We start from the raw sequence: 25578 nt of genomic DNA, 5'->3' as shown, positions 1-25578 counted from the left end.
TTTATTGCCTTTAGAACACGTTAAACGGGTATTCCACGTAAGCGCGGATCTCGTCCCCGCCCACGTTATAGTCGCTGGCGTTGCTGGAGACGCGCAGCACGGAATAGCGCAGTTTCAGTTTCAGATCCTTTGCCGGACCATCCTGCACCTGGTACTGGATCTGGTTAAACCACTCGTGCTCTTTACCGTTGCTGGTTTCAGCGGTTTTGATGTTATCGCCGCGCACGTAGGCGGTGGTCCAGCTCAGGCCCGGTAAGCCAAGGCCGCCAAAGTCCAGACCGTAGGATGCCTGCCAGGAACGTTCATCTTCGCCGTTAAAATCAGACCAGTAGGAGTTCGCCAGCCAGATGGTGTTACCGCCGTCACCCACGCCGCCCTGGTCGCGATAGCCGCCATAGTTGTAGCCGGTGCTGCCGCTGCTCTGCTGGTAGGCCACTTTGAACGTGTGAATATCCCAGATGTAGCTCGCCGCCAGGCTCCAGATAGCGTTGCTGCGGCCCGTGTCGAGGCTGTCAGCGTAACCATGGTCCAGACGGGAGTTATAGCCGTTGAAGTCGAGCACCAGCTGCTGCCCGGTGCTGAACGGCTGTTTGAAGTTCAGACCCAGATACTGCTTGTTCATCACCTCTTCATTATGAGAGGCGTAAAGCGCGCCGCTGAACTGGTCGTTGAACTGGTAGCTTGCGCCGCCGAAGGAGAGGCTCTTCAGCCCGCTGTCGTGGCGGTCATCGCTTTTACGCTGCTCGTCGGTGAAGTAACCGGCGTTGATTTCCAGACCGTCGATCTCTTTTGAGGTCAACATAGTGCCGGTATAGCTTTCAAACAGCAGACGGGAGCTGTCGGCATTGATGATAGGCAGCTCAGGACGCTGATTCCCGTAGCTCAGCACGGTGTTCGATATGCGCATTTTGGCGGTTGCGCCAAACTTTGCCAGATCGGATTTTGCCCGGCCATCATCTTCCTGTTTAAAGAAGTCGATGCCGCCTGCACCGCTTTTGCCCCGCCCGCCGTCCAGGCGCACGCCGTATTGAGCAATACCGTCCACACCAAAGCCCACAGGCCCTTCGGTATAGCCGGATGCAAACGTGGCGATGATCCCCTGACCCCATTCGGCTTTGTCCTGCTGGCCCTGATGGTAGTCGCGGCTGATATAGGCATTGCGTAGAAACAGATCCAGATGGCTGTCGTCAATAAAACCCTTGCTGTCGGATTGCTGGCTTGCAGCGGCAGGTAATGCGGCAAATAAACTTAAAGCAATTAATGATAATTCTTTTTTCACGGAGGGAACGTCTCTGTCTGGATATATTAATTTGAATAACTGCGGAAGTGATAATTACCGGAAAAAGGGACCTTTGCAATAATTATGTGACCAGGTGTTTCAATGTGGCAGGGTAGATTTGGCGGGGCTTGCAGGGGTGTTATCGATATGTGCTGTTAAGTTAACAATTCATGCGAAATAAAAAGGAGGCAAAACTGCCTCCTTCTGAAATTATTTAATTCCGTCTGCGGCCATACGGTCGCGAATATGCTGTGCGCGCTCTTCTGAGGCTGGGTGATCGTCAAACATGGAGCTTTGACGTCCCGCTTCCAGTTTGGCCAGTTTTTCAAAGCTGGTGGCTAAACCTGATGGATTAATGCCGCGTTTGCGCAACAGATCGTAGGAGTAATCATCCGCTTCGGACTCCTGGCGCTGGGAGAACTGGGAGTTAACCAGCTTTTCACCTACGTCGCCAAGCTGCGACTGCGACAGGCTGCCAACGATACCGCCCGCTGAGGCCGCCGCAGCGCGGATGGCGTTGGTGCCTAAAGCAACCTGCATCCCTTTCTTCACGTGGCCCAGGGCAACGTGGCCCATTTCATGGCCGATGACCGCTTCCACTTCGTTGTCGGTCATCATGTCCATCAGCCCGCTATAGACGCGGATGCAGCCGTTCGCCATCGCGAAGGCGTTCACGTCTTTCGCCATGTACACCTTGTAGTTCACCGGCTGGCCGTTGATGTTATCGCCCAGCGCAGAAGCAATCTTATTCAGACGCTGCGTGTAGGTACTGTTAGCCGGCGCAAGCGTGGCTTTTCCGTCCATATCTTTACAGGCCTGGTCGCTCAGCGCTTTCACCTGCGCATCGCTCAGGGAATAGGCCTGGAAGGCCTCTGCGCCTGACGTCATCAGACCGTTAGAATCCATATTCTGACAGCCGCTCAGCAGGAGCGTTGTACCCAGGGCCAGCACTATTGCACGCATTTTCATGAGGTTGCTTCCGTACTCGTTAATCTGAATAAAATCCGAAAAGTGCACCGTCAGCGAAGCCGGTGTCGGGCTAAGTATAAGGAATATCGACAGAGCCGGGCGAGTAGATTGCGCAACATGCGAGCATGATCCAGAGATTTCTTAACAAGCAAAAGAATGCTCCATGTACATGACTTGCGGCTTGGGTTACATTGTTGGCACTTTTTTCCGGCGTAGCCCAAAACGCGCTGTCGTCAAGGGCATGGCCTTTAACAGTCCGATCTGGAGTTAAAATGTCCTCACGTAAAGAGCTTGCTAATGCTATTCGTGCGCTGAGCATGGACGCAGTACAGAAAGCCAAATCCGGCCACCCAGGGGCCCCTATGGGTATGGCTGATATCGCCGAAGTCCTGTGGCGCGATTTCCTGAACCACAACCCACAGAACCCGTCATGGGCTGACCGCGACCGTTTCGTACTGTCTAACGGCCACGGCTCTATGCTGATCTATAGCCTGCTGCACCTCACCGGCTACGATCTGCCAATTGAAGAGCTGAAAAACTTCCGTCAGCTGCACTCTAAAACTCCAGGTCACCCGGAAGTGGGCTACACCGCTGGCGTAGAAACCACCACCGGCCCGCTGGGTCAGGGTATTGCTAACGCTGTGGGTATGGCGATTGCTGAGAAGACGCTGGCGGCGCAGTTCAACCGTCCTGGTCACGACATCGTTGACCACTTCACCTACGCGTTCATGGGCGACGGCTGCATGATGGAAGGCATTTCTCACGAAGTGTGCTCCCTGGCAGGTACCCTGAAGCTGGGCAAACTGGTTGCGTTCTATGACGACAACGGTATCTCCATCGACGGTCACGTTGAAGGCTGGTTCACCGACGACACCGCTAAACGTTTCGAAGCCTACGGCTGGCACGTTGTGCGTGGTGTTGATGGCCACGATGCTGACTCGATTAAACGTGCAGTAGAAGAAGCGCGCGCGGTGACGGACAAGCCGTCCCTGCTGATGTGCAAAACCATCATCGGCTTCGGTTCGCCGAACAAAGCGGGTACGCACGACTCCCACGGCGCGCCGCTGGGCGACGCGGAAATCGCACTGACCCGCGAAGCGCTGGGCTGGAAACACCCTGCATTCGAAATCCCATCTGAGATCTACGCTCAGTGGGATGCAAAAGAAGTGGGCCAGGCGAAAGAAGCGGCCTGGAACGAGAAGTTCGCTGCTTACGCGAAAGCGTTCCCGCAGGAAGCGGCTGAATTCACCCGTCGTATGAAAGGCGACATGCCGTCTGACTTCGACGCGAAAGCGAACGAGTTCATCGCTAAGCTGCAGGCGAACCCGTCTAAAATCGCGAGCCGTAAAGCGTCTCAGAATGCGATTGAAGCGTTTGGTCCTCTGCTGCCTGAATTCCTCGGCGGCTCCGCTGACCTGGCGCCATCTAACCTGACCCTGTGGTCCGGTTCTAAGCCAATCAACGAAGACACTGCCGGTAACTACATCCATTACGGTGTACGTGAATTCGGTATGACTGCGATTGCCAACGGTATCTCCCTGCACGGTGGTTTCCTGCCGTACACCTCTACCTTCCTGATGTTCGTTGAATATGCACGTAACGCCGTGCGTATGGCCGCGCTGATGAAACAGCGTCAGGTGATGGTCTACACTCACGACTCCATCGGTCTGGGCGAAGACGGTCCAACTCACCAGCCGGTAGAGCAGGTGGCTTCCCTGCGCGTGACCCCAAACATGAGCACATGGCGTCCGTGTGACCAGGTTGAATCCGCGGTAGCGTGGAAATACGGCGTTGAGCGTCAGGACGGTCCAACCGCGCTGATCCTCTCCCGTCAGAACCTGGCGCAGCAGGAGCGTACCCCTGAGCAGCTGGCGAACATCGCTCGCGGTGGTTACGTGCTGAAAGATAGCGCGGGCCAGCCAGAGCTGATCTTCATTGCCACCGGTTCTGAAGTTGAACTGGCTGTGGCAGCGTGGGAAAAACTGACTGCCGAAGGCGTGAAGGCGCGCGTGGTCTCCATGCCGTCTACCGACGCGTTCGACAAGCAGGATGCCGCTTACCGTGAATCCGTGCTGCCTAAAGCGGTTTCCGCTCGCGTGGCAGTGGAAGCGGGTATCGCTGACTACTGGTTCAAATACGTGGGCCTGAACGGCGCTATCGTCGGTATGACCACCTTCGGTGAGTCTGCTCCGGCAGAGCAGCTGTTCGAAGAATTCGGCTTCACCGTTGAGAACGTTGTCGCGAAAGCGAAAGAACTGCTGTAATCGTTTGTACGGTGCGGGCTGATGCCCTCACCCCAGCCCTCTCCCACCGGGAGAGGGTGCAAACACTAAAAACGGTAACCTCTCGGTTACCGTTTTGCTTTTACCTCGCCGTAAATTATTCCACCTAAAATGTGACGCAAGTCATATAGCTCGCTTATTCATCTGGACAGACATTCCTTTTATTCCCCGATTCGCTTATTCTTGCTGAAGCGTTTCAGTCGATTAAATGTTCGACAATTGACCAATCAATCGCAGTTTGTGACAGCAAGGATTCCCCTTCGGGCGTAGCTGGATTACTCTTTCAGCCACCTCAAACTCAGGGATTGCTTTGCAGGAGATCTATGACCGTACGCGTAGCGATTAATGGCTTCGGTCGCATCGGACGTAATGTGGTTCGTGCTTTGTATGAATCCGGACGTCGGGCGGAAATAACCGTGGTGGCAATCAATGAACTGGCGGATGCTACGGGCATGGCGCATTTGTTGAAATACGACACCAGCCACGGACGATTTGCCTGGGATGTGCGCCAGGAAAGAGATCAGCTCTTTGTGGGTGACGACGCTATTCGTGTGCTGCATGAGAACAGCATCTCCGGGCTACCCTGGCGTGAACTGGGTGTGGATGTGGTGCTTGACTGTACCGGTGTCTACGGCAACCGCGAACATGGCGAAGCGCATCTGGCTGCCGGCGCGAAAAAAGTCCTGTTTTCTCATCCCGGCAGTAACGACCTCGACGCGACCGTCGTGTTTGGCGTCAACCAGCATGAGCTGCAGGCCGAACACCGCATTGTTTCCAACGCCTCCTGTACCACCAACTGCATTATTCCGGTCATCAAACTGTTAGACGATGCGTATGGCATTGAATCCGGCACCGTGACCACGATTCACTCCGCCATGCACGATCAGCAGGTTATCGACGCCTACCATCCGGATTTACGACGCACTCGCGCGGCGAGCCAGTCAATCATTCCGGTGGATACGAAACTGGCGGCAGGGATCACCCGAATTTTTCCGCAGTTTAATGACCGGTTTGAAGCGATTGCCGTGCGTGTTCCAACGATCAACGTCACCGCGATCGACCTTAGTGTGACGGTGAAAAAACCGGTAAAAGCCTGTGAAGTCAACCTGTTGCTGCAAAAAGCGGCACAGGGGGCATTTCATGGTATAGTTGACTATACGGAATTACCGTTGGTCTCAGTAGATTTTAACCACGACCCGCACAGCGCCATCGTTGATGGCACGCAAACGAGGGTTAGTGGTGCACACCTTATCAAGACGCTGGTCTGGTGTGATAACGAATGGGGCTTTGCTAACCGAATGCTCGACACCACGTTAGCAATGGCCGCTCAAGGTTTCAGGTAAGGCGCATCGTGCGTCTGCAAAACTTTAAGAATCAACGAGAGGATTCACCATGTCTGTAATTAAGATGACCGATCTGGATCTGGCTGGTAAACGCGTTTTCATCCGTGCCGATCTGAACGTACCGGTTAAAGATGGCAAAGTGACCAGCGACGCGCGTATCCGTGCATCTCTGCCAACCATCGAACTGGCTCTGAAGCAGGGCGCGAAAGTGATGGTCACCTCCCACCTGGGTCGTCCAACTGAAGGCGAGTACAACGAAGAGTTCTCTCTGCTGCCAGTGGTTAATTACCTGAAAGACAAACTGTCCAACCCGGTTCGCCTGGTGAAAGATTACCTGGACGGCGTTGACGTTGCAGCCGGTGAACTGGTTGTTCTGGAAAACGTTCGCTTCAACAAAGGCGAAAAGAAAGACGACGAAACCCTGTCCAAAAAATATGCTGCACTGTGCGACGTATTCGTGATGGATGCCTTCGGTACGGCTCACCGCGCGCAGGCGTCAACCCACGGTATCGGTAAATTCGCAGACGTAGCGTGTGCCGGTCCTCTGCTGGCTGACGAACTGGAAGCGCTGGGTAAAGCACTGAAAGAACCTGCTCGTCCAATGGTGGCTATCGTTGGTGGTTCTAAAGTTTCTACCAAACTGACCGTTCTGGATTCTCTGTCTAAAATCGCTGACCAGCTGATCGTTGGCGGTGGTATCGCGAACACCTTCGTTGCCGCTCAGGGCCACAACGTGGGTAAATCCCTGTACGAAGCAGACCTGGTTGACGAAGCCAAACGCCTGCTGAGCACCTGCGATATCCCGGTTCCAACTGACGTTCGCGTCGCGACCGAGTTCTCCGAAACCGCAACCGCGACTCTGAAGTCTGTAAACGACATCAAAGATGAAGAGCAGATTCTGGACCTGGGCGACGTTTCTGCACAGAAACTGGCTGAAATCCTCAAAAATGCAAAAACTATCCTGTGGAACGGTCCGGTAGGCGTGTTCGAATTCCCGAACTTCCGCAAAGGGACTGAAATCGTTGCTAACGCTATCGCAGACAGCGAAGCGTTCTCTATCGCAGGCGGTGGTGACACCCTGGCAGCAATCGACCTGTTCGGTATCGCTGACAAGATCTCCTACATCTCCACTGGTGGCGGCGCATTCCTCGAATTCGTGGAAGGCAAAGTACTGCCAGCAGTAGCAATGCTCGAAGAGCGCGCTAAGAAGTAAGCCATTCAAGGGCAGGGAAACCTGCCCAATTTTCAGCGCGCTTTTAAGAGCTCGCACCTTTTCTAACGGCCGAAGATACAGGACTAAGCAACATGTCTAAAATTTTTGATTTCGTAAAACCTGGCGTTATCACTGGTGATGACGTACAGAAAGTGTTCCAGGTAGCTAAAGAAAACAACTTCGCTCTGCCAGCAGTTAACTGCGTGGGTACCGACTCCATCAACGCCGTACTGGAAACTGCTGCTAAAGTTAAAGCTCCAGTTATCGTTCAGTTCTCTAACGGCGGCGCTGCGTTCATCGCAGGTAAAGGCGTGAAAACTGACATTCCTCAGGGGGCTGCAATCCTGGGTGCTATCTCTGGTGCGCACCACGTACACCAGATGGCCGAACACTACGGTGTTCCAGTTATCCTGCACACTGACCACTGCGCGAAGAAACTGCTGCCGTGGATCGACGGTCTGCTGGACGCGGGTGAAAAACACTTCGCGGCAACCGGTAAGCCACTGTTCTCTTCTCACATGATCGACCTGTCTGAAGAGTCACTGCACGAAAACATCGAAATCTGCTCCAAATACCTGGCGCGCATGGCCAAAATGGACATGACCCTGGAAATCGAACTGGGTTGCACCGGCGGTGAAGAAGACGGCGTGGACAACAGCCACATGGACGCTTCTGCACTGTACACCCAGCCAGAAGACGTTGATTACGCTTACACCGAGCTGAGCAAAATCAGCCCACGCTTCACCATTGCAGCGTCCTTCGGTAACGTACACGGCGTTTACAAACCAGGTAACGTGGTTCTGACCCCGACCATCCTGCGTGATTCTCAGGAATATGTTTCCAAGAAACACAACCTGCCGCACAACAGCCTGAACTTCGTCTTCCACGGCGGTTCCGGTTCTTCTGCTCAGGAAATCAAAGACTCCGTAAGCTACGGCGTAGTGAAAATGAACATCGATACCGACACCCAGTGGGCAACATGGGACGGTATCCTGCAGTACTACAAAGCGAACGAAGCTTACCTGCAGGGCCAGCTGGGTAACCCGAAAGGCGAAGACCAGCCGAACAAGAAATACTACGATCCACGCGTATGGCTGCGCGCTGCCCAGACGTCCATGGTGACCCGTCTGGAGCAGGCTTTCAAAGAACTGAACGCGATCGACGTTCTGTAATTTGAGCTGCTAACAGCATCAGAAGGCCCGCAAATGCGGGCCTTTTTTTATGCTTTTTCAATACCCTGCCGGACCGGTTTTTGTGATCTGTTTGGCAATACTTGCGCTTTTTGTTTACCCTTTACGGACCTGCCTGTCTCCATGGGGGATGGATTTTGTGTTTTGGTTTAACAAAAGGAAGAATAAATGGAACAACTCGATGTTGTAGACAGCATCAATAACGCCGGTAACTGGCTGGTGCGTAACCAGGCGCTGCTGCTGAGCTATGCCGTGAACATCGTCGCGGCGATTGCCATCATCATCGTCGGGATGATCGTGGCGCGTATCGTATCGAATGCGGTTAACCGCGTAATGCTGGCCCGTCACATTGACGCCACGATAGCTGACTTCCTCTCCGCACTGGTGCGCTACGGCATTATCGCCTTTACGCTGATTGCGGCGCTGGGCCGTGTGGGCGTGCAGACCGCCTCCGTCATTGCCGTTCTCGGTGCCGCCGGTCTGGCCATTGGTCTGGCGCTGCAGGGCTCGCTTTCAAACCTGGCGGCAGGCGTTTTGCTGGTCACCTTCCGTCCGTTCCGCTCCGGCGAATATGTTGACCTTGGTGGCATTGCCGGGACCGTGCTGCAGGTGCAGATTTTCTCAACGACCATGCGTACCGTCGATGGCCGCATCGTGGTCGTGCCGAACGGGAAAATCATCGCGGGCAACATCATTAACTTCTCCCGTGAACCGGTGCGTCGTAATGAGCTGATTATCAGCGTGGCATACGACTCCGACATCGATCAGGTGAAGTCGCTGATTACCAACATCATTGCTTCAGACGATCGTATCCTGAAAGACAAAGAGCAGACAGTTCGCCTGAATGAACTCGGCGCTTCCTCCATTAACTTTGTGGTGCGTATCTGGAGCAAAAGCAGCGATCTGCAAAACGTGTACTGGGACGTGCTGGAACGCATTAAGCGCGACTTCGACGCCAACGGCATCAGCTTCCCGTATCCGCAGATGGACGTAAACGTCAAAAAAGTCAAAGAAGCAGAATAACGTCACCCGTAGGCCCGGTAAGCGCTAGCGCCACCGGGCTTTACTTTCATAAGCCCCGCTAATACCCAATTAATATTATCCATTTCCTCTTATGTAATTCGCGCAGTATAGTCGGCTTCCAGAACAACACTGCGAGAAAATCGTCATGCTATCTTATTATTTTCAAGGGCTTGCATTAGGCGCGGCCATGATCCTTCCGCTCGGCCCGCAAAATGCGTTCGTGATGAACCAGGGCATCCGCCGCCAGTATCATCTGATGATTGCCCTGCTGTGCGCGGTAAGCGATTTACTGCTGATCTGTGCCGGGATTTTTGGCGGCAGTGCATTGCTGATGCAGTCTCCCTGGCTGCTGGCGCTGGTCACCTGGGGCGGCGTGGCGTTTCTGCTATGGTATGGTTTTGGTGCCCTGAAAACGGCGATGAGCAGCAACCTCGAGCTGGCGAGCGCGGAGGTCATGAAGCAGGGCCGCTGGAAGTTTATCGTCACCATGCTGGCGGTCACCTGGCTTAATCCGCATGTTTATCTGGACACCTTTGTGGTGCTGGGTAGCCTGGGCGGTCAACTGGACGTAGAGCCGAAACGCTGGTTTGCTCTCGGTACGGTCAGCGCCTCGTTCCTCTGGTTCTTCGGTCTCGCCATTCTGGCGGCATGGCTGGCACCCCGTCTGCGTACGGCCAAAGCCCAGCGCATCATTAATACCCTGGTGGGGCTGGTGATGTGGTTTATTGCCTTTCAGCTGGCAAAAGAGGGGATTCACCACGTTCAGGAATTGTTCAACTAATCCTTGTCTTATGGACAACTGAACAAGACCCGCTAAGCTTGCTGGCATGCGCCCTGTTAATGGGCACTCTTCGCAACATGGAGGAATAACAGTGAAGTTTAAGGTGATGGCCCTGGCGGCATTAGTAAGTTTTGGTGCGGTGTCGGCGCAGGCAAGTGAACTGCCGGATGGCCCGCACATCGTCACTTCTGGCACCGCAAGCGTGGACGCGGTACCCGATGTTGCAACCCTGGCAATTGAGGTGAATGTGGCGGCGAAAGATGCGGCAACGGCCAAGAAGCAGGCTGACGATCGTGTTGCGCAATATCTCTCTTTCCTCGAGCAGAACGGCGTCGGTAAAAAAGATATCAACTCTGCGAACCTGCGTACTCAACCCGATTACGACTACCAGAATGGCAAAAGCATCCTGAAAGGCTACCGTGCCGTGCGTACCGTTGAAGTGACCGTGCGTCAGCTGGATAAGCTTAACTCGCTGCTGGACGGTGCGCTGAAGGCAGGCCTGAACGAGATCCGTTCCGTGTCGCTGGGCGTTGCGCAACCGGAGAAATACAAAGACGAAGCGCGTAAGGCGGCGATTGATGATGCCATTCACCAGGCGGAACAGCTGGCTTCTGGCTTTAAGAGCAAGCTCGGCCCGGTTTACAGCGTGCGTTACCACGTCTCTAACTACCAGCCAAGCCCGATGGTACGGATGATGAAGGCTGATGCAGCCCCGGTGTCCGCTCAGGAAACTTACGAGCAGCCAACCATTCAGTTCGACGATCAGGTGGATGTGGTCTTCCAGCTGGAACCCGTTGCAGCACAGCCGAAACCTGCACAATAAGCAACAGGCCGGGTAAGGCGTAGCCGCCACCCGGCTTATTTTTTAATCCTGCCTCAACACCTTGTGCCCGTACGCCAGCAGCGCGTCGGTGACGTTGCGCATCATCCGGCTTTCCGGCGCAAAACGGTGCCAGTAGAGCATCCGACGCTGATACAGCCCCGGCGTTAAGTCAATCAGCTCACCGCTTTTCAACTCTTTCTCAATCTGCAGATGCGGAATCATGCAGCAGGTGGTGCCCTGGCGCGCAAGCTGCACGAAGGCTTCAGACGAGTTGACGATATGGCAAGGCACGCTGCCCGGCGGAAGATCGAAGTTTTGCTGCAGGAACGCCTGATGCATATCATCCAGATGGTCGAACGCCACGGCAGGGGCTTTCAGCAGCGCCGCGCGGGTCACCCCGTTGGGGAAGTAGCGCTCGGCAAAGGCTTTTGAACCCACAAACAGGTAATCCAGTGCGCCTAACTGATCGACAAGGCAACTCGGCAACGCCTGAGGCTGGATACTGACCGCCCCAACTACCTCACCGCGACGCAGGCGCTCCTGGGTACGGGTTTCATCTTCAACCTGTAAATTCAGGCGGATAGGGGAGTCAGCTAATACCGGCGCCAGGGCTGGCAGCAGCCAGGTCGCCAGACTGTCGGCGTTGACCGCCAGAGAGAGCAGCAGCGGCGTAGAGCCCGTTTGTTCGTCACCCAGCCACTCGTCTTCCAGCAGTTCAACCTGTCGCAGCAGGGCGAGGAGCTTTTGTCCCTGCTCGGTTGGCCGTGGCGGCACGGTACGCACCAGCAGCGGCTGGCCGAACATGTTTTCAAGCTGTTTGATACGCTGTGATACGGCGGACTGCGTGATGCAAAGCTTTTGCGCCGCGCGCTCAAAACCTCGTTCACGAATAACTGCATCAAGTGCCTGTAGTGTTCTGTAGTCCGGACGTTTCATTGCTCTGGCTGGCTCCTTAATTTTGCTTATTCTGCACTATGACACAATTTTCCCTTTGTGGCAGACGAATTCCATTCGACGTGTTCTATAATGCGCCCTGAGTTTTCACACCACAGGCAAAACGATCATGACGCAGGATGAACTGAAAAAAGCAGTAGGATGGGCCGCTCTCCAGTACGTACAGCCGGGTACCATTGTCGGTGTCGGTACGGGATCAACCGCGGCACACTTTATCGATGCGCTGGGCACGATGAAGGGGCAGATCGAGGGCGCGGTTTCCAGCTCTGATGCTTCCACGGAAAAGCTGAAAAGCCTCGGCATTACCGTTTTCGATCTCAACGAAGTGGATCGTCTGGGGATTTACGTTGATGGCGCGGATGAAATCAACGGCCACATGCAGATGATCAAAGGCGGCGGCGCGGCGCTGACGCGCGAAAAAATCATCGCCTCCGTTGCGGACAAGTTTATCTGCATCGCAGACGCCTCCAAGCAGGTTGACATTCTGGGCAATTTCCCGCTGCCGGTCGAAGTGATCCCGATGGCGCGCAGCGCGGTTGCCCGTCAGCTGGTGAAGCTGGGCGGTCGTCCGGAATATCGTCAGGGCGTAGTCACCGACAACGGTAACGTGATCCTCGACGTTCACGGTCTGGAAATTCTCGACGCGATTGCGCTGGAAAATGCCATCAACGCTATCCCAGGCGTAGTGACCGTAGGGCTATTCGCCAACCGTGGCGCGGATGTGGCGCTGATCGGCACCGCTGACGGCGTGAAAACCATCGTAAAATGATCTGACGGGGGGAGTCCTCCCCCCGCTAAAAAATTTTTGAAAAGCTAAATTCGGTGACTTGTGTCACGTTTTTGAGCCTCTTTTGCCGATCCTGCCGCGTTTGTAAATTTCCATAGCATTTTCCTCTGACATTTTGCTCTGTATGACTTTTCTTCAGAGTGCCGACGCAAACGTTCATATTGCTGCAATAGTTTTTTTTGATATGTTGGCTACAGCGGATTCATATCCAGCACAACATCAGTTCAGACAAAAACAGGGTCGGGTAAATGGCAAAGGTATCACTGGAGAAAGACAAGATTAAATTCCTGCTGGTCGAGGGCGTGCATCAAAAAGCAATCGATAGCCTTCGTGCGGCAGGTTACACCAACATCGAATTTCACAAAGGGGCGCTCGATACCGAAGAGCTGAAAGCGTCCATCCGTGATGCCCACTTCATTGGCCTGCGATCCCGTACTCACCTGACTGAAGACGTTATTGCTGCGGCGGAAAAGCTGGTGGCTATCGGCTGCTTCTGCATCGGTACCAACCAGGTTGACCTGAATGCTGCCGCCAGACGCGGTATTCCCGTCTTCAACGCCCCGTTCTCCAACACCCGTTCCGTGGCGGAGCTGGTGATTGGCGAACTGCTGCTGCTGCTGCGCGGCATTCCTGAAGCGAACGCCAAGGCGCACCGCGGCGTGTGGAACAAGCTGGCGTCTGGCTCCTATGAAGCGCGTGGTAAAAAGCTGGGGATTATCGGCTACGGCCACATCGGTACGCAGCTCGGTATTCTGGCTGAATCCCTGGGCATGCACGTGTTTTTCTACGATATCGAAAGCAAGCTGCCGCTGGGTAACGCCACCCAGGTTCAACACCTCTCTGATCTGCTGAACATGAGCGACGTGGTGAGCCTCCACGTGCCGGAAAATGCGTCCACCAAAAACATGATGGGCGCGGAAGAGCTGGCGCTGATGAAGCCGGGCTCACTGCTGATTAACGCCGCGCGCGGCACGGTTGTCGATATCCCGGCACTGGCGGATGCGCTGAAGCGTAAGCACCTGGCGGGCGCGGCCATCGACGTGTTCCCGACGGAGCCTGCCACCAACAGCGATCCGTTTACCTCTCCGCTGTGCGAGTTCGACAACGTGATCCTGACGCCACACATTGGCGGTTCTACCCAGGAAGCGCAGGAGAATATCGGTCTGGAAGTAGCGGGTAAACTGAGCAAATACTCCGACAACGGTTCTACGCTCTCTGCGGTGAACTTCCCGGAAGTGTCGCTGCCGCTGCACGGTGGCCGTCGTCTGCTGCACATCCACGAAAACCGTCCGGGCGTGCTGACCGCCATCAACCAGATCTTTGCCGAGCAGGGCGTCAACATCGCCGCGCAGTATCTGCAAACGAACTCGCAGATGGGTTACGTGGTCATTGATATCGAAGCGGATGACGATGTTGCCGAGAAAGCGTTGCTGAGCATGAAGTCTATTGCGGGGACGATTCGCGCGCGTCTGCTGTACTGATGGTGCGAGGTAAATGCAAAACGGTAACGATAGTTACCGTTTTTTATGTTTTCACCCTCTCCCTTTGGGGGAGGGCTGGGGTGAGGGCCTCAGGCTGCCTGTTTCACCACTCCCACAACTTCGATGGCGTCACTACCGCCGGCAACGGCACATCCCACTTCTCTACCGGCAACGCCTCCACGCCCTGACAATCATGCGCGTAACCCACCGGCTGCACCCCGTACTGCTGCCAGTTTTGCAGCGTCCTGTCATAAAAACCGCCGCCCATCCCTAAACGCTGGCCCTGTTCATCAAACGCCACCAGCGGCGCGATCAGCACGTCCAGTTCAGAGAGCGGCAGCACGTCGCGGACGTCGAGTTTCGGCTCCGTGATTTTCAGGCGATTCACCACCAGCTCGCTGTGCGGGTGGTAGTGCAGAAACAGCAGATTACCGTCGCTAAACGGATGCAGCACCGGCAGATACACCTTCTTCCCGGCGCGCCAGAGCTGTTCTATCAGCGGCTGGGTATCCAGCTCTCCGTCAAATGACAGAAACAGCGCAACGGTGTGCGCCATTACGACAGGGGGATACGCCATCATACGGGCGGCGGCCTGCTGGGCAAAATGCGCTTGCTGAACGGCGGTTAACGCACGGCGGCGCTGACGAATGAGCTGACGAATGTCCTGGCGTGAAGCCGAAACTTCAGGGAATTGAGTCATGGTAGTCGGTAGAAGAAAAGAGAGGGAATCTCCGAGATGCCGCCGCAGGCTGTAACCCTTGAACCCTTGGTTCAAGGTGAATGTGTCGTCATAGTTTTAAGGCTTCTCGGACGGACCGAGCATGCTCACCAACCATGGAGCGCCACATTCTTGTGGTATGAAATATCGGCTCAGGGGACTGGCCCGCTTGCGAACATCTCAGAGAAATTTTGTCTTCACAGTTACTCTACCATAGTCAACTGAGAAGTGTTATTCAAACTTTGGTCCCGGTCTTTCGGGATTGCGACCTTGATCAAGCAATGCCTGTTCTATGGTCTGCTGGAGCATTTTAATGCGCTGCTCCATGCTTGCCGCGTAGTCGCGGGTCTTCGCTTTTTCCTGAGTCAGTTCATAGCTGATGTTCAACGCGGCGATGAAAACCAGCTGCTCAGTATTTGTGACTCTAGTGCGTTCTTTTAGATCTTGCAACCGCTGATTCAAATCGTCCGCTGCCTGATTCAAAGCATCCCTTTGTTCAGGCGGACAATTCACTCGCAGTGAACGGCCAAAAATCTGGAGATCGACGGGTTGTGCAGACATGCCACCTTCCTGCTGATTGACTGCGCTGCCTTCGCTTACTGCCCCGGGGGCTGCGAAGGGGCGACACTATAGCTACCCTGATGTGAAGATACAAGCCCTTTTCTGGTATCACCAGGGTCCAAAGTGGTAGCATATCATGAAACTTCCCCCCTTTGACGACGAATGCTCATGTCTATACAGAACGAAATGCCTGGTTACAAGGATTTAAACCAGTTACTGAACCAGCAGGGAGTCGGTTTAACCCCTGCCGAAATGCACGGTCTGATCAGTGGCATGCTGTGCGGCGGAAACAGCGACAGCTCATGGCAGCCGCTGATCCACGACCTCACGAATGAAGGGCTGGCGTTTGGTCACGAGCTGGCGGAAGCGCTGCGTAAAATGCATGCCGCCATCAGTGATTCGCTGGAAGACGATGGCTTCCTTTTTCAGCTTTATCTGCCTGAAGGCGATGACGTCAGCGTGTTCGATCGCGCCGATGCGCTGGCCGGCTGGGTAAACCACTATCTGCTGGGGCTGGGCGTGACGCAGCCTAAACTGGATAAAGTCACCGGCGAAGCGGGTGAAGCGATCGACGACCTGCGTAACATCGCCCAGCTTGGCTACGATGAAGACGAAGACCAGGAAGAGCTGGAAATGTCGCTTGAAGAGATCATCGAGTACGTGCGCGTGGCGGCGCTGCTGTGCCACGACAACTTCACGCGCTCACAGCCGACCGCGCCGGAAGTCCGCAAGCCAACCTTACATTAAGAAAAATAACGCACAGGAGGGTGTCATGGTTATCTCAAGTCAAGAGTATTCGCGCCGCCGTCAGGCGCTGCTGGCAACAATGCAGCCGGGCAGCGCCGCGCTGATTTTTGCTGCGCCCGAAGTGACGCGCAGCGCCGACAGCGAATATCCCTATCGCCAGAGCAGCGATTTCTGGTACTTCACCGGCTTTAACGAGCCGGAAGCGGTACTGGTGCTGATTAAGAGCAATGACACCCACAACCACAGCGTGATTTTCAACCGCGTGCGCGATCTGACGGCCGAAATCTGGTTTGGCCGCCGCTTAGGGCAAGAGGCCGCACCGGAAAAGCTGGGCGTTGACCGCGCGCTGGCGTTTAGCGAAATCAACCAGCAGCTCTATCAGTTGCTTAACGGCCTCGACGTGCTCTATCACGCGCAGGGCGAATATGCGTACGCCGATGAGATTGTCTTCACCGCGCTGGATAAGCTGCGCAAAGGCTCGCGGCAGAACCTGTCCGCACCGGCCACGCTGACGGACTGGCGTCCGGTGGTGCATGAGATGCGCCTGTTCAAGTCTGAAGAAGAGCTGAATTTGATGCGTCGTGCGGGCGAAATCAGCGCGCTGGCGCACACCCGCGCGATGGAGAAATGCCGTCCCGGGATGTTCGAATACCAGCTGGAAGGCGAAATTCACCACGAATTTAACCGTCACGGCGCACGTTATCCTTCCTACAACACCATCGTTGGCGGCGGGGAAAACGGCTGCATTCTGCACTACACCGAAAACGAAAGCGCGCTGCGCGACGGCGATCTGGTGCTGATTGACGCCGGTTGCGAATATCAGGGCTACGCGGGGGATATCACCCGAACCTTCCCGGTGAACGGTAAATTCTCGCCGGCACAGCGCGCGATTTACGACATCGTTCTCGAATCCCTTGAGACGGCGCTCAGGCTGTATCGTCCCGGAACCTCCATGCAGGAAGTGACCGGTGAAGTGGTGCGCATCATGATTACCGGTCTGGTCAGGCTCGGGATCCTGAAAGGGGATGTCGACACCCTGATTGCTGAAAATGCGCATCGACCGTATTTCATGCACGGCCTAAGCCACTGGCTGGGGCTGGACGTGCATGACGTTGGCGCATACGGCACCGACCGTTCGCGCGTGCTGGAGCCGGGCATGGTGTTAACCGTGGAGCCGGGTCTGTATATCGCGCCGGATGCCGACGTGCCTGAAGAGTACCGCGGGATTGGCATTCGTATTGAAGACGACATCGTGATTACCGAAACCGGTAACGAAAATCTGACCGCGAGTGTCGTGAAAAACGCTGACGATATTGAGGCGCTGATGGCAGCGGCACGCGCATGAGCGTGATTATCGTTGGCGGCGGCATGACCGGGGCCACGCTGGCGCTGGCCATTTCACATTTGACGAAAGGCCAGCTTGCGGTGCACCTGGTGGAAGCCGTTGCGCCAGAGGCGTCCAACCACCCCGGTTTTGATGCCCGCGCCATTGCGCTCGCGCAGGGCACCTGCCAGCAGCTTTCCCGCATTGGCATCTGGCAGGCCATTGCCGACTGCGCCACGGCAATTAAAACCGTTCACGTCAGCGATCGCGGCCATGCTGGCTTTGTCACCCTGGACGCGCAGGATTATCGTATTGATGCTCTTGGGCAGGTTGTTGAGCTGCATGACGTCGGATTGCGTCTGTTCCGCCTGCTTCAGGACGCGCCGGGCGTTACGCTGCATTGTCCGGCGCGTGTGGCCAGCGTGAGCCGTAGTGAGGCGTCGGTTAGCGTGACGCTGGAAAACGGCACCGTCCTTGAAGGCCAGCTTCTGGTCGCCGCGGACGGTTCGCGCTCGTCGCTCGGCGCCCAGTGTGGCGTGAAGTGGCGCCAGCAGCCTTACGGCCAGGTGGCGGTCATTGCGAACGTCGCTACCGCAGCTGACCACGACGGCAGGGCGTTTGAGCGCTTTACGCAGCATGGTCCGCTGGCGATGCTGCCGATGTCGGACGGGCGCTGTTCCCTGGTGTGGTGTCATTCGCAGGATAAGGCTGAAGAGGTGAAGGCCTGGTCAGACGAACGTTTTTGTACCGAGCTGCAAAAAGCCTTTGGCTGGCGGCTGGGGCGTATCACCCATGCCGGCCAGCGGGCGGTCTATCCGCTTGCGCTGACTACGGCGTCTCAGTCCATCTCTCATCGTCTGGCGCTTGTCGGTAACGCCGCGCAGACGCTGCATCCCATCGCGGGGCAAGGCTTTAACCTGGGCTTACGCGACGTCATGAGCCTGGCCGAATCACTGGCGCAGGCATGGGGTGAGCAAAAAGACTGTGGGGCGTATTCAGTGCTTAGCCATTACCAGAAGCGCCGCAAGGCGGATAAAGAGGCCACCATCGGTGTGACCGATGGTCTGGTCCATCTTTTTGCCAATCGCTGGGCACCGCTGGTTGTGGGCCGCAACCTCGGGCTTATGGCGATGGAACTATTCATTCCGGCACGTGACGTGCTGGCGCAGCGGACCCTGGGTTGGGTCGCGCGTTAAGGAGTTATCACCGTGCAAAATGTTGATGTCGCCATCGTTGGCGGCGGAATGGTCGGACTGGCATTGGCCTGTGGTTTACAGGGCAGCGGCCTGCGCGTGGCTGTGCTGGAGCAAAAGCAACCTCAGCCCGTTGCCCCGGATGCCCCGCCGGAACTCCGCGTCTCGGCGATCAATGCCGCCAGCGAGAAATTGCTGACGCACCTTGGCGTCTGGTCAGATATTGTGGCGCAGCGCGCCAGCTGCTATCACGGCATGGAAGTGTGGGATAAAGACAGCTTTGGTCATATTGCTTTTGATGATGAAAGCATGGGCTATAGCCATCTGGGTCACATTGTTGAAAACGCGGTGATCCACCACGCGCTGTGGCAGAAAGCACAGCAGTGCAGCGACGTGACCCTGATTGCGCCTGCGCAGATCCAGCAGGTGGCGTGGGGCGAAAACGAGGCGTTTGTCACCCTGCAGAGCGGCGACATGCTGACCGCGCGTCTGGTGGTCGGTGCTGACGGTGCCAACTCCTGGCTGCGTAATAAAGCCGATATCCCGCTGACCTTCTGGGACTATCGTCATCACGCGCTGGTGGCGACGATCCGCACCGAAGAGCCGCACGGCGGCGTGGCGCGCCAGATTTTCCACAACGACGGCATACTGGCGTTCCTGCCGCTTGCCGATCCGCACCTGTGCTCGATTGTCTGGTCCCTGGTGCCGGAGAAAGCCCAGCAGATGCAGGAGGCAACGCCGGAGGCCTTTAACCAGGCGCTGTGCGTGGCCTTTGATAACCGCCTTGGCCTGTGCACGCTTGAAAGCGAGCGTCAGGTGTTCCCGTTAACCGGCCGCTACGCGCGTCAGTTTGCCGCGCACCGTCTGGCGCTGGTGGGGGATGCGGCGCATACCATTCATCCGCTGGCCGGGCAGGGCGTTAACCTTGGCTTTATGGACGCGGCGGAGCTGGTCGAGGAGCTGCGTCGCCTGCATCGCGAAGGGAAGGACATCGGGCAGCATCTCTATCTGCGCCGCTACGAGCGCAGCCGCAAGCACAGTGCGGCGATGATGCTGGCGGGCATGCAGGGCTTCCGCGAGCTGTTTGCCGGGGCGAATCCGGCGAAAAAACTGCTGCGCGACATCGGCCTCAAGCTAGCTGACACCCTTCCGGGCGTTAAACCCCAACTCCTCCGTCAGGCGATGGGTCTTAACGACCTGCCGGACTGGCTACGTTAATTTAGACCCCTGTCACACTTTCTTTTCCCGGCCTCTGCGCCGGGGAAATTCCCTCGTTTGAAATATTCTAATTTCACGTCATTTTTCGCATTAGATAATCTAATGTCGCGTTTTTCTCGTTACGGAAATTCGGCCCGATTTTCCGCACGAAATATCACCATGTGCTAAATCCTGTTAGATCATTGTTAATTTTGTGCGGGGTTAATCGCATTTTTCCAGTGAATAACTCTGTAGGCTTTTTAGCGTTTTTTGGTCATAAGCTAATGTGATGACCCATTTTGCCTTATGGTTAACCACCGGTTTCGGTGGTAAGTTCAGGTAAAAGAGAACGTTTGCGTCGGTGCCCGAACGCGGTGCCGATACCGGGTTTCACGGTGAATTTTTCAACGAGGACAAGATGGCTCAACAGACTCCTTTGTACGAACAACACGTGTTATGCGGCGCCCGCATGGTGGACTTCCATGGCTGGATGATGCCGCTGCACTACGGCTCGCAGATTGATGAGCACCACGCGGTGCGCACCGATGCCGGTATGTTCGACGTGTCCCACATGACGATTGTCGATCTGCACGGTAGCCGCACCCGGGAGTTTTTGCGTTATCTGCTGGCAAACGACGTCGCCAAACTGAAGACGCCGGGTAAAGCGCTCTATACCGGCATGCTGAATGCCTCGGGCGGCGTGATTGATGACCTTATCGTCTATTACTTCACTGAAGATTTCTTCCGCCTCGTTGTAAACTCCGCCACCCGCGAAAAAGACCTCTCCTGGATCACCCAACACGCCGAACCTTATGCCATCGACATCACCGTCCGTGACGATCTGTCGCTGATCGCCGTGCAGGGGCCGAACGCGCAGGCGAAAGCCGCCTCTCTGTTTAACGACGAGCAGCGCAACGCCACCGCTGGCATGAAGCCGTTCTTCGGCGTGCAGGCGGGCGATCTGTTTATCGCCACCACCGGCTACACCGGTGAAGCGGGCTACGAAATTGCGATGCCAAACGAGAAGGCCGCTGATTTCTGGCGTGCGCTGGTGGAAGCGGGCGTGAAGCCTGCGGGTCTGGGCGCGCGCGATACGCTGCGTCTGGAAGCGGGGATGAACCTCTACGGTCAGGAGATGGATGAAGGTGTTTCTCCGCTCGCCGCCAACATGGGCTGGACCATCGCATGGGAACCGGCTGACCGTGACTTTATTGGTCGTGAAGCGCTGGAGATGCAGCGCGAGAAAGGCACCGAACAGCTGGTGGGCCTGGTGATGACCGAGAAGGGCGTGCTGCGCGGCGAACTGCCGGTGCGCTTTACCGATGCTGACGGCAATCCTCGTGAAGGCGTGATCACCAGCGGAACCTTCTCACCGACGCTGGGCTACAGTATTGCACTGGCACGCGTGCCGGCGGGGATTGGCGAAACGGCGGTGGTGCAAATCCGCAACCGTGAAATGCCGGTCAACGTAACCAAACCGATTTTTGTTCGCGCCGGTAAGCCGGTCGCCTAATCATTTTTATCAGGAGAACTTCAATGAGCAATGTGCCAGCAGAACTGAAATACAGCAAAGAACACGAGTGGCTGCGCAAAGAGGCGGACGGCACTTACACCGTAGGGATCACCGAGCACGCGCAAGAGCTGCTGGGCGACATGGTGTTTGTTGACCTGCCTGACGTGGGCACGACCGTTAGCGCGGGCGACGACTGCGCCGTGGCGGAGTCCGTAAAAGCGGCCTCTGACATCTACGCCCCTGTGAGCGGCGAAATCGTTGCCGTCAACGACGCGCTGAGCGATTCGCCAGAGCTGGTGAACAGCGAGCCTTATGAAGGCGGCTGGATCTTCAAGATCAAAGCCAGCGACGAATCCCAGGTTGCCGCGCTGCTGGATGCGACCGCGTACGAAGCACTGTTAGAAGACGAGTAAGTCATTAACCCTCTCCCCTTTGGGGAGAGGGAGAAAACACATTCACTGCACGTTTCAGGAACCATCGCTCATGACACAGACTTTAAGCCAGCTTGAAAACCGTGGCGCCTTCATTGAACGTCACATTGGGCCGGATGCTCAGCAACAGCAGGAGATGCTGAAGACGGTTGGCGCGGATTCATTAAACGCACTGATCGGCCAGATAGTGCCAAAAGACATCCAGCTTGCCACGCCGCCTCAGGTGGGGGAAGCCACTACGGAATTCGCCGCGCTGGCGGAGCTGAAGGCTATCGCAGGCCTGAATAAGCGCTATAAGTCTTACATTGGCATGGGCTACACTAACGTGCAGCTTCCGCCGGTTATCCTGCGCAACATGCTGGAAAACCCGGGCTGGTACACCGCTTACACCCCGTATCAGCCAGAAGTTTCCCAGGGCCGTCTGGAAGCTTTGCTGAACTTCCAGCAGGTGACGCTGGACCTGACAGGCATGGATATCGCCTCTGCTTCTCTGCTGGATGAAGCCACCGCCGCCGCCGAAGCGATGGCGATGGCAAAACGCGTGAGCAAGCTGAAAAATGCCAACCGCTTCTTCGTCGCGGCGGACGTGCATCCGCAGACGCTGGACGTGGTGCGTACTCGCGCAGAGACCTTCGGCTTTGACGTGATCGTCGACGACGCTGACAAAGTGCTGGATCATCAGGACGTCTTCGGCGTGCTGCTGCAGCAGGTAGGTACGACGGGTGAAGTACACGACTACGGCACGCTGATTGCCGAGCTGAAATCCCGCAAAGTGGTTGTCAGCGTTGCCGCCGATTTTATGGCGCTGGTGCTGCTGACGGCGCCGGGTAAACAGGGCGCAGATATCGTATTCGGCTCCGCACAACGCTTCGGCGTGCCGATGGGCTACGGCGGCCCGCACGCGGCGTTCTTCGGCGCGAAAGATGAATTCAAACGCTCCATGCCTGGCCGTATTATCGGCGTCTCAAAAGATGCTGCCGGTAACACCGCGCTGCGCATGGCGATGCAGACCCGCGAGCAGCATATCCGCCGCGAGAAAGCGAACTCCAACATCTGTACCTCACAGGTGCTGCTGGCAAACATCGCCAGCCTGTACGCCGTGTTCCACGGCCCGGCTGGCCTGAAACGCATTGCCAGCCGCATTCACCGCCTGGCCGATATTCTGGCCTGCGGTCTGCAGCAGAAAGGCCTTAAGCTGCGCCACGCCCACTACTTCGACACCCTGTGCGTGGACGTGGCGGACAAAGCGGCCGTGCTGGCGCGCGCGAATGCGGCAGAGATTAACCTGCGCAGCGACATTCACAACGCCGTCGGCATTACGCTGGATGAAAGCACCACCCGCGACGATATCCTGAACCTGTTCAGCGTGCTGCTGGGTGATGCGCACGGTCTGGACATTGATGCGCTCGACAAAGAGGTCGCGCTCGACAGCCGCTCCATTCAGGAAAGCATGCTGCGTAACGATGCCATCCTGATGCACCCGGTCTTTAATCGCTATCACAGCGAAACCGAGATGATGCGCTATATGCACTCCCTGGAGCGCAAGGATCTGGCGCTGAACCAGGCGATGATCCCGCTGGGCTCCTGCACCATGAAGCTGAACGCCGCGGCAGAGATGATCCCGATCACCTGGCCTGAATTCTCCGAGCTGCACCCGTTCTGCCCGCCAGAGCAGGCGGAAGGTTATCACATGATGATCAACCAGCTTTCTGACTGGCTGGTGAAATTGACCGGTTACGACGCGCTCTGCATGCAGCCGAACTCCGGCGCGCAGGGCGAGTACGCGGGCCTGCTGGCGATTCGTCACTATCACGAAAGCCGCAACGAAGGTCACCGCGATATCTGCCTGATCCCAAGCTCCGCCCACGGTACCAACCCGGCTTCTGCCCAGATGGCGGGCATGGAAGTGGTGGTGGTGGCGTGCGATAAGAACGGCAACATCGATCTGGCCGACCTGCGTGCGAAAGCCGAGCAGGCGGGCGACAAGCTCTCCTGCATCATGGTGACCTACCCGTCCACCCACGGTGTGTACGAAGAGACCATCCGTGAAGTGTGCGAAGTCGTGCACCAGTTCGGCGGTCAGGTTTACCTCGACGGTGCAAACATGAACGCTCAGGTGGGCATTACCTCGCCGGGCTTTATCGGCGCGGACGTGTCGCATCTGAACCTGCACAAAACCTTCTGCATCCCGCACGGCGGTGGCGGCCCGGGCATGGGGCCAATCGGCGTGAAAGCGCATCTGGCGCCGTTTGTGCCGGGCCACAGCGTGGTGCAGATTGAAGGCATGCTGACCCGTCAGGGCGCGGTCTCAGCGGCACCATTCGGTAGCGCCTCTATCCTGCCAATCAGCTGGATGTACATCCGCATGATGGGCGCGGAAGGGCTGAAGCAGGCGAGCCAGGTGGCGATCCTGAACGCCAACTATATTGCGACTCGCCTGAAGTCCGCCTTCCCGGTGCTCTATACCGGCCGCGACGGTCGCGTGGCGCACGAGTGCATCCTCGATATTCGTCCGCTGAAAGAGCAGACCGGCATCAGCGAGCTGGATATCGCCAAGCGTCTGATCGACTACGGCTTCCACGCGCCAACCATGTCGTTCCCGGTTGCGGGCACGCTGATGGTGGAGCCAACGGAGTCCGAAAGCAAAGCCGAGCTGGACCGCTTTATCGACGCGATGCTGGCCATCCGCATGGAGATCGACCGCGTGCAGGACGGCGAGTGGACGCTGGAAGATAACCCGCTGGTTAACGCCCCGCACACCCAGCACGAAATGGTGGCAGAGTGGAACCACGGCTATTCCCGCGAGCTGGCGGTCTTCCCGGCAGGCGTGGCGAACAAATACTGGCCGACCGTGAAGCGTCTTGATGACGTCTACGGCGACCGTAACCTGTTCTGCTCCTGCGTGCCGATGAGCGAATACCAGTAACATTGCTGCTGTAGTAACGTAGGCCGGGTAAGGCGAAGCCGCCACCCGGCTTTTTTATTGGGAGAAGATAATGGCAATTGCACTGGTCACCGGCGCCAGCCGCGGCATCGGGAAAGCCACCGCGCTGCAGCTGGCTCGCGAAGGCTACACCGTGGCGGTGAACTATCATCACAACATTAACGCCGCGACGGACGTCATCAGGCAGATTGTGGATGCAGGCGGTAAAGCCTTTGCCGTCCGTGCAGACATCAGCGATGAAGCTCAGGTGCTGGCGATGTTTAATAGCCTCGATCGTGAAGGTGAGCCGCTGACCGCGCTGGTCAATAATGCGGGAATTCTGTTTCAGCAATCCACTATCGAGAATCTCTCCGCTGAGCGCATTAACCGCGTCCTGGCGACCAACGTCACGGGCTACTTCCTCTGCTGCCGGGAAGCGGTAAAGCGCATGTCCTTCAAACACGGCGGCAAGGGTGGGGCGATAGTGAATGTCTCTTCCGCGGCGTCACGTCTGGGCGCGCCGGGTGAATATGTGGATTATGCCGCGTCGAAGGGGGCGGTGGATTCGCTGACAACGGGTTTATCGCTTGAGGTCGCGGCGCAGGGCATTCGCGTTAACTGCGTCCGTCCGGGTCTGATCTATACCGATATCCATGCCTCAGGCGGAGAGCCGGGGCGGGTGGATCGCGTGAAATCATTGCTGCCGATGCAGCGCGGCGGCCAGCCGGAAGAGGTCGCCCAGGCGATTGTCTGGCTGCTGAGCGAAAAGGCGTCGTACGTCACGGGCAGTTTTATAGAGTTGGCTGGCGGGAAATAAAAGCCGGGTGGCGGCTTCGCCTTACCGGG

At 56.6% G+C, this 25578-nt stretch carries 22 protein-coding genes and 1 other RNA gene; 17 read left to right on the top strand and 6 right to left on the bottom strand.

Features of this window, described 5'->3' with window-relative positions; all coding sequences use genetic code 11:
• Positions 1-10 precede the first annotated feature (10 nt).
• Together BM007_RS10360 and BM007_RS10355 are read right to left on the bottom strand one after the other, a co-directional pair.
• Complete coding sequence (locus BM007_RS10360; RefSeq protein WP_090418605.1) at positions 11-1279, bottom strand: OprD family outer membrane porin; 1269 nt, start codon at positions 1277-1279, stop codon at positions 11-13.
• Between the two features lie 210 nt (positions 1280-1489).
• Positions 1490-2248 (bottom strand): metalloprotease LoiP, encoded by a 759-nt coding sequence (locus BM007_RS10355; protein WP_021242066.1) that lies wholly within the window; start codon positions 2246-2248, stop codon positions 1490-1492.
• A 272-nt stretch (positions 2249-2520) separates the two neighbouring features.
• On the opposite strand from BM007_RS10355, the gene tkt reads away from it, so the two are divergent.
• From tkt to BM007_RS10320, 7 genes are all read left to right on the top strand, one after another.
• On the top strand, positions 2521-4512 hold the full coding sequence (tkt, locus tag BM007_RS10350) for a transketolase (protein WP_032650139.1): 1992 nt from the start codon (positions 2521-2523) through the stop codon (positions 4510-4512).
• Positions 4513-4853: 341 nt separating this feature from the next.
• Positions 4854-5873 (top strand): erythrose-4-phosphate dehydrogenase, encoded by a 1020-nt coding sequence (gene epd, locus BM007_RS10345; protein WP_023333324.1) that lies wholly within the window; start codon positions 4854-4856, stop codon positions 5871-5873.
• A 49-nt stretch (positions 5874-5922) separates the two neighbouring features.
• Positions 5923-7086: a phosphoglycerate kinase gene (pgk, locus tag BM007_RS10340; RefSeq protein WP_024906565.1), complete on the top strand. Its 1164-nt coding sequence runs from the start codon at positions 5923-5925 to the stop codon at positions 7084-7086.
• A 92-nt stretch (positions 7087-7178) separates the two neighbouring features.
• Positions 7179-8258, top strand: a complete 1080-nt coding sequence (gene fbaA / locus BM007_RS10335) for a class II fructose-bisphosphate aldolase (RefSeq protein ID WP_008499731.1) — start codon at positions 7179-7181, stop codon at positions 8256-8258.
• 186 nt (positions 8259-8444) lie between these two features.
• The gene (locus BM007_RS10330) at positions 8445-9299 is read left to right on the top strand and encodes a small-conductance mechanosensitive channel MscS (protein ID WP_090418602.1); all 855 of its coding nucleotides are present in this window, start codon (positions 8445-8447) and stop codon (positions 9297-9299) included.
• 145 nt (positions 9300-9444) lie between these two features.
• Entirely contained in the window at positions 9445-10080 is a 636-nt protein-coding gene (argO, locus tag BM007_RS10325) for an arginine exporter ArgO (RefSeq protein ID WP_090418599.1), read from the top strand.
• Between the two features lie 91 nt (positions 10081-10171).
• Positions 10172-10903 carry an oxidative stress defense protein gene (locus BM007_RS10320; RefSeq protein ID WP_090418596.1) on the top strand — a complete coding sequence of 244 codons (732 nt, stop codon included), beginning with the start codon at positions 10172-10174 and terminating at the stop codon, positions 10901-10903.
• A 42-nt stretch (positions 10904-10945) separates the two neighbouring features.
• Here BM007_RS10320 and argP read toward each other — a convergent pair whose 3' ends face one another.
• Positions 10946-11839 carry a DNA-binding transcriptional regulator ArgP gene (argP, locus tag BM007_RS10315; protein WP_008499727.1) on the bottom strand — a complete coding sequence of 298 codons (894 nt, stop codon included), beginning with the start codon at positions 11837-11839 and terminating at the stop codon, positions 10946-10948.
• A gap of 127 nt (positions 11840-11966) precedes the next feature.
• Between argP and rpiA the strand changes: the two genes are divergently transcribed.
• Together rpiA and serA are read left to right on the top strand one after the other, a co-directional pair.
• Entirely contained in the window at positions 11967-12626 is a 660-nt protein-coding gene (rpiA, locus tag BM007_RS10310; RefSeq protein ID WP_014885151.1) for a ribose-5-phosphate isomerase RpiA, read from the top strand.
• 266 nt (positions 12627-12892) lie between these two features.
• On the top strand, positions 12893-14125 hold the full coding sequence (gene serA, locus BM007_RS10300; RefSeq protein ID WP_024906569.1) for a phosphoglycerate dehydrogenase: 1233 nt from the start codon (positions 12893-12895) through the stop codon (positions 14123-14125).
• 103 nt (positions 14126-14228) lie between these two features.
• Here the strand turns inward: serA and BM007_RS10295 are convergent, their stop codons facing one another.
• The 3 genes from BM007_RS10295 to zapA all read right to left on the bottom strand — a co-directional run bounded on the left by BM007_RS10295 (position 14229) and on the right by zapA (position 15404).
• The gene (locus tag BM007_RS10295; RefSeq protein ID WP_090418593.1) at positions 14229-14825 is read right to left on the bottom strand and encodes a 5-formyltetrahydrofolate cyclo-ligase; all 597 of its coding nucleotides are present in this window, start codon (positions 14823-14825) and stop codon (positions 14229-14231) included.
• Positions 14826-14849: 24 nt separating this feature from the next.
• Positions 14850-15033, bottom strand: a non-coding RNA gene (ssrS, locus tag BM007_RS10290) — 6S RNA.
• 41 nt (positions 15034-15074) lie between these two features.
• Positions 15075-15404, bottom strand: coding sequence for a cell division protein ZapA (zapA, locus tag BM007_RS10285; protein ID WP_006811891.1), 330 nt, complete (start codon positions 15402-15404; stop codon positions 15075-15077).
• Positions 15405-15572: 168 nt separating this feature from the next.
• On the opposite strand from zapA, the gene BM007_RS10275 reads away from it, so the two are divergent.
• From BM007_RS10275 to BM007_RS10240, 8 genes are all read left to right on the top strand, one after another.
• Positions 15573-16151 carry a YecA/YgfB family protein gene (locus tag BM007_RS10275; RefSeq protein ID WP_024906571.1) on the top strand — a complete coding sequence of 193 codons (579 nt, stop codon included), beginning with the start codon at positions 15573-15575 and terminating at the stop codon, positions 16149-16151.
• A gap of 31 nt (positions 16152-16182) precedes the next feature.
• A complete protein-coding gene (gene pepP / locus BM007_RS10270) occupies positions 16183-17496 on the top strand; it encodes a Xaa-Pro aminopeptidase (RefSeq protein ID WP_090418935.1) in 1314 nt (437 codons plus the stop codon).
• Positions 17493-18671, top strand: coding sequence for a 2-octaprenyl-6-methoxyphenyl hydroxylase (gene ubiH, locus BM007_RS10265; protein WP_090418590.1), 1179 nt, complete (start codon positions 17493-17495; stop codon positions 18669-18671). Before pepP ends, ubiH begins: the two co-directional genes overlap by 4 nt.
• A 12-nt stretch (positions 18672-18683) precedes the next feature.
• Entirely contained in the window at positions 18684-19886 is a 1203-nt protein-coding gene (gene ubiI / locus BM007_RS10260; protein ID WP_090418587.1) for an FAD-dependent 2-octaprenylphenol hydroxylase, read from the top strand.
• A gap of 397 nt (positions 19887-20283) precedes the next feature.
• On the top strand, positions 20284-21378 hold the full coding sequence (gcvT, locus tag BM007_RS10255; RefSeq protein ID WP_024906575.1) for a glycine cleavage system aminomethyltransferase GcvT: 1095 nt from the start codon (positions 20284-20286) through the stop codon (positions 21376-21378).
• Positions 21379-21401: 23 nt separating this feature from the next.
• Positions 21402-21791 carry a glycine cleavage system protein GcvH gene (gcvH, locus tag BM007_RS10250; protein WP_008499718.1) on the top strand — a complete coding sequence of 130 codons (390 nt, stop codon included), beginning with the start codon at positions 21402-21404 and terminating at the stop codon, positions 21789-21791.
• A gap of 70 nt (positions 21792-21861) precedes the next feature.
• Positions 21862-24735: an aminomethyl-transferring glycine dehydrogenase gene (gcvP, locus tag BM007_RS10245; RefSeq protein WP_090418584.1), complete on the top strand. Its 2874-nt coding sequence runs from the start codon at positions 21862-21864 to the stop codon at positions 24733-24735.
• 70 nt (positions 24736-24805) lie between these two features.
• Positions 24806-25549, top strand: a complete 744-nt coding sequence (locus BM007_RS10240) for an SDR family oxidoreductase (RefSeq protein ID WP_090418581.1) — start codon at positions 24806-24808, stop codon at positions 25547-25549.
• Positions 25550-25578 lie beyond the last annotated feature (29 nt).

This window comes from Enterobacter sp. NFIX59 (genome assembly GCF_900113755.1).
Classification (GTDB): domain Bacteria; phylum Pseudomonadota; class Gammaproteobacteria; order Enterobacterales; family Enterobacteriaceae; genus Enterobacter; species Enterobacter pseudoroggenkampii.
Note: the sequence above shows the minus strand (reverse complement) of the source record. Positions and strands in the feature narration are given on the sequence as shown.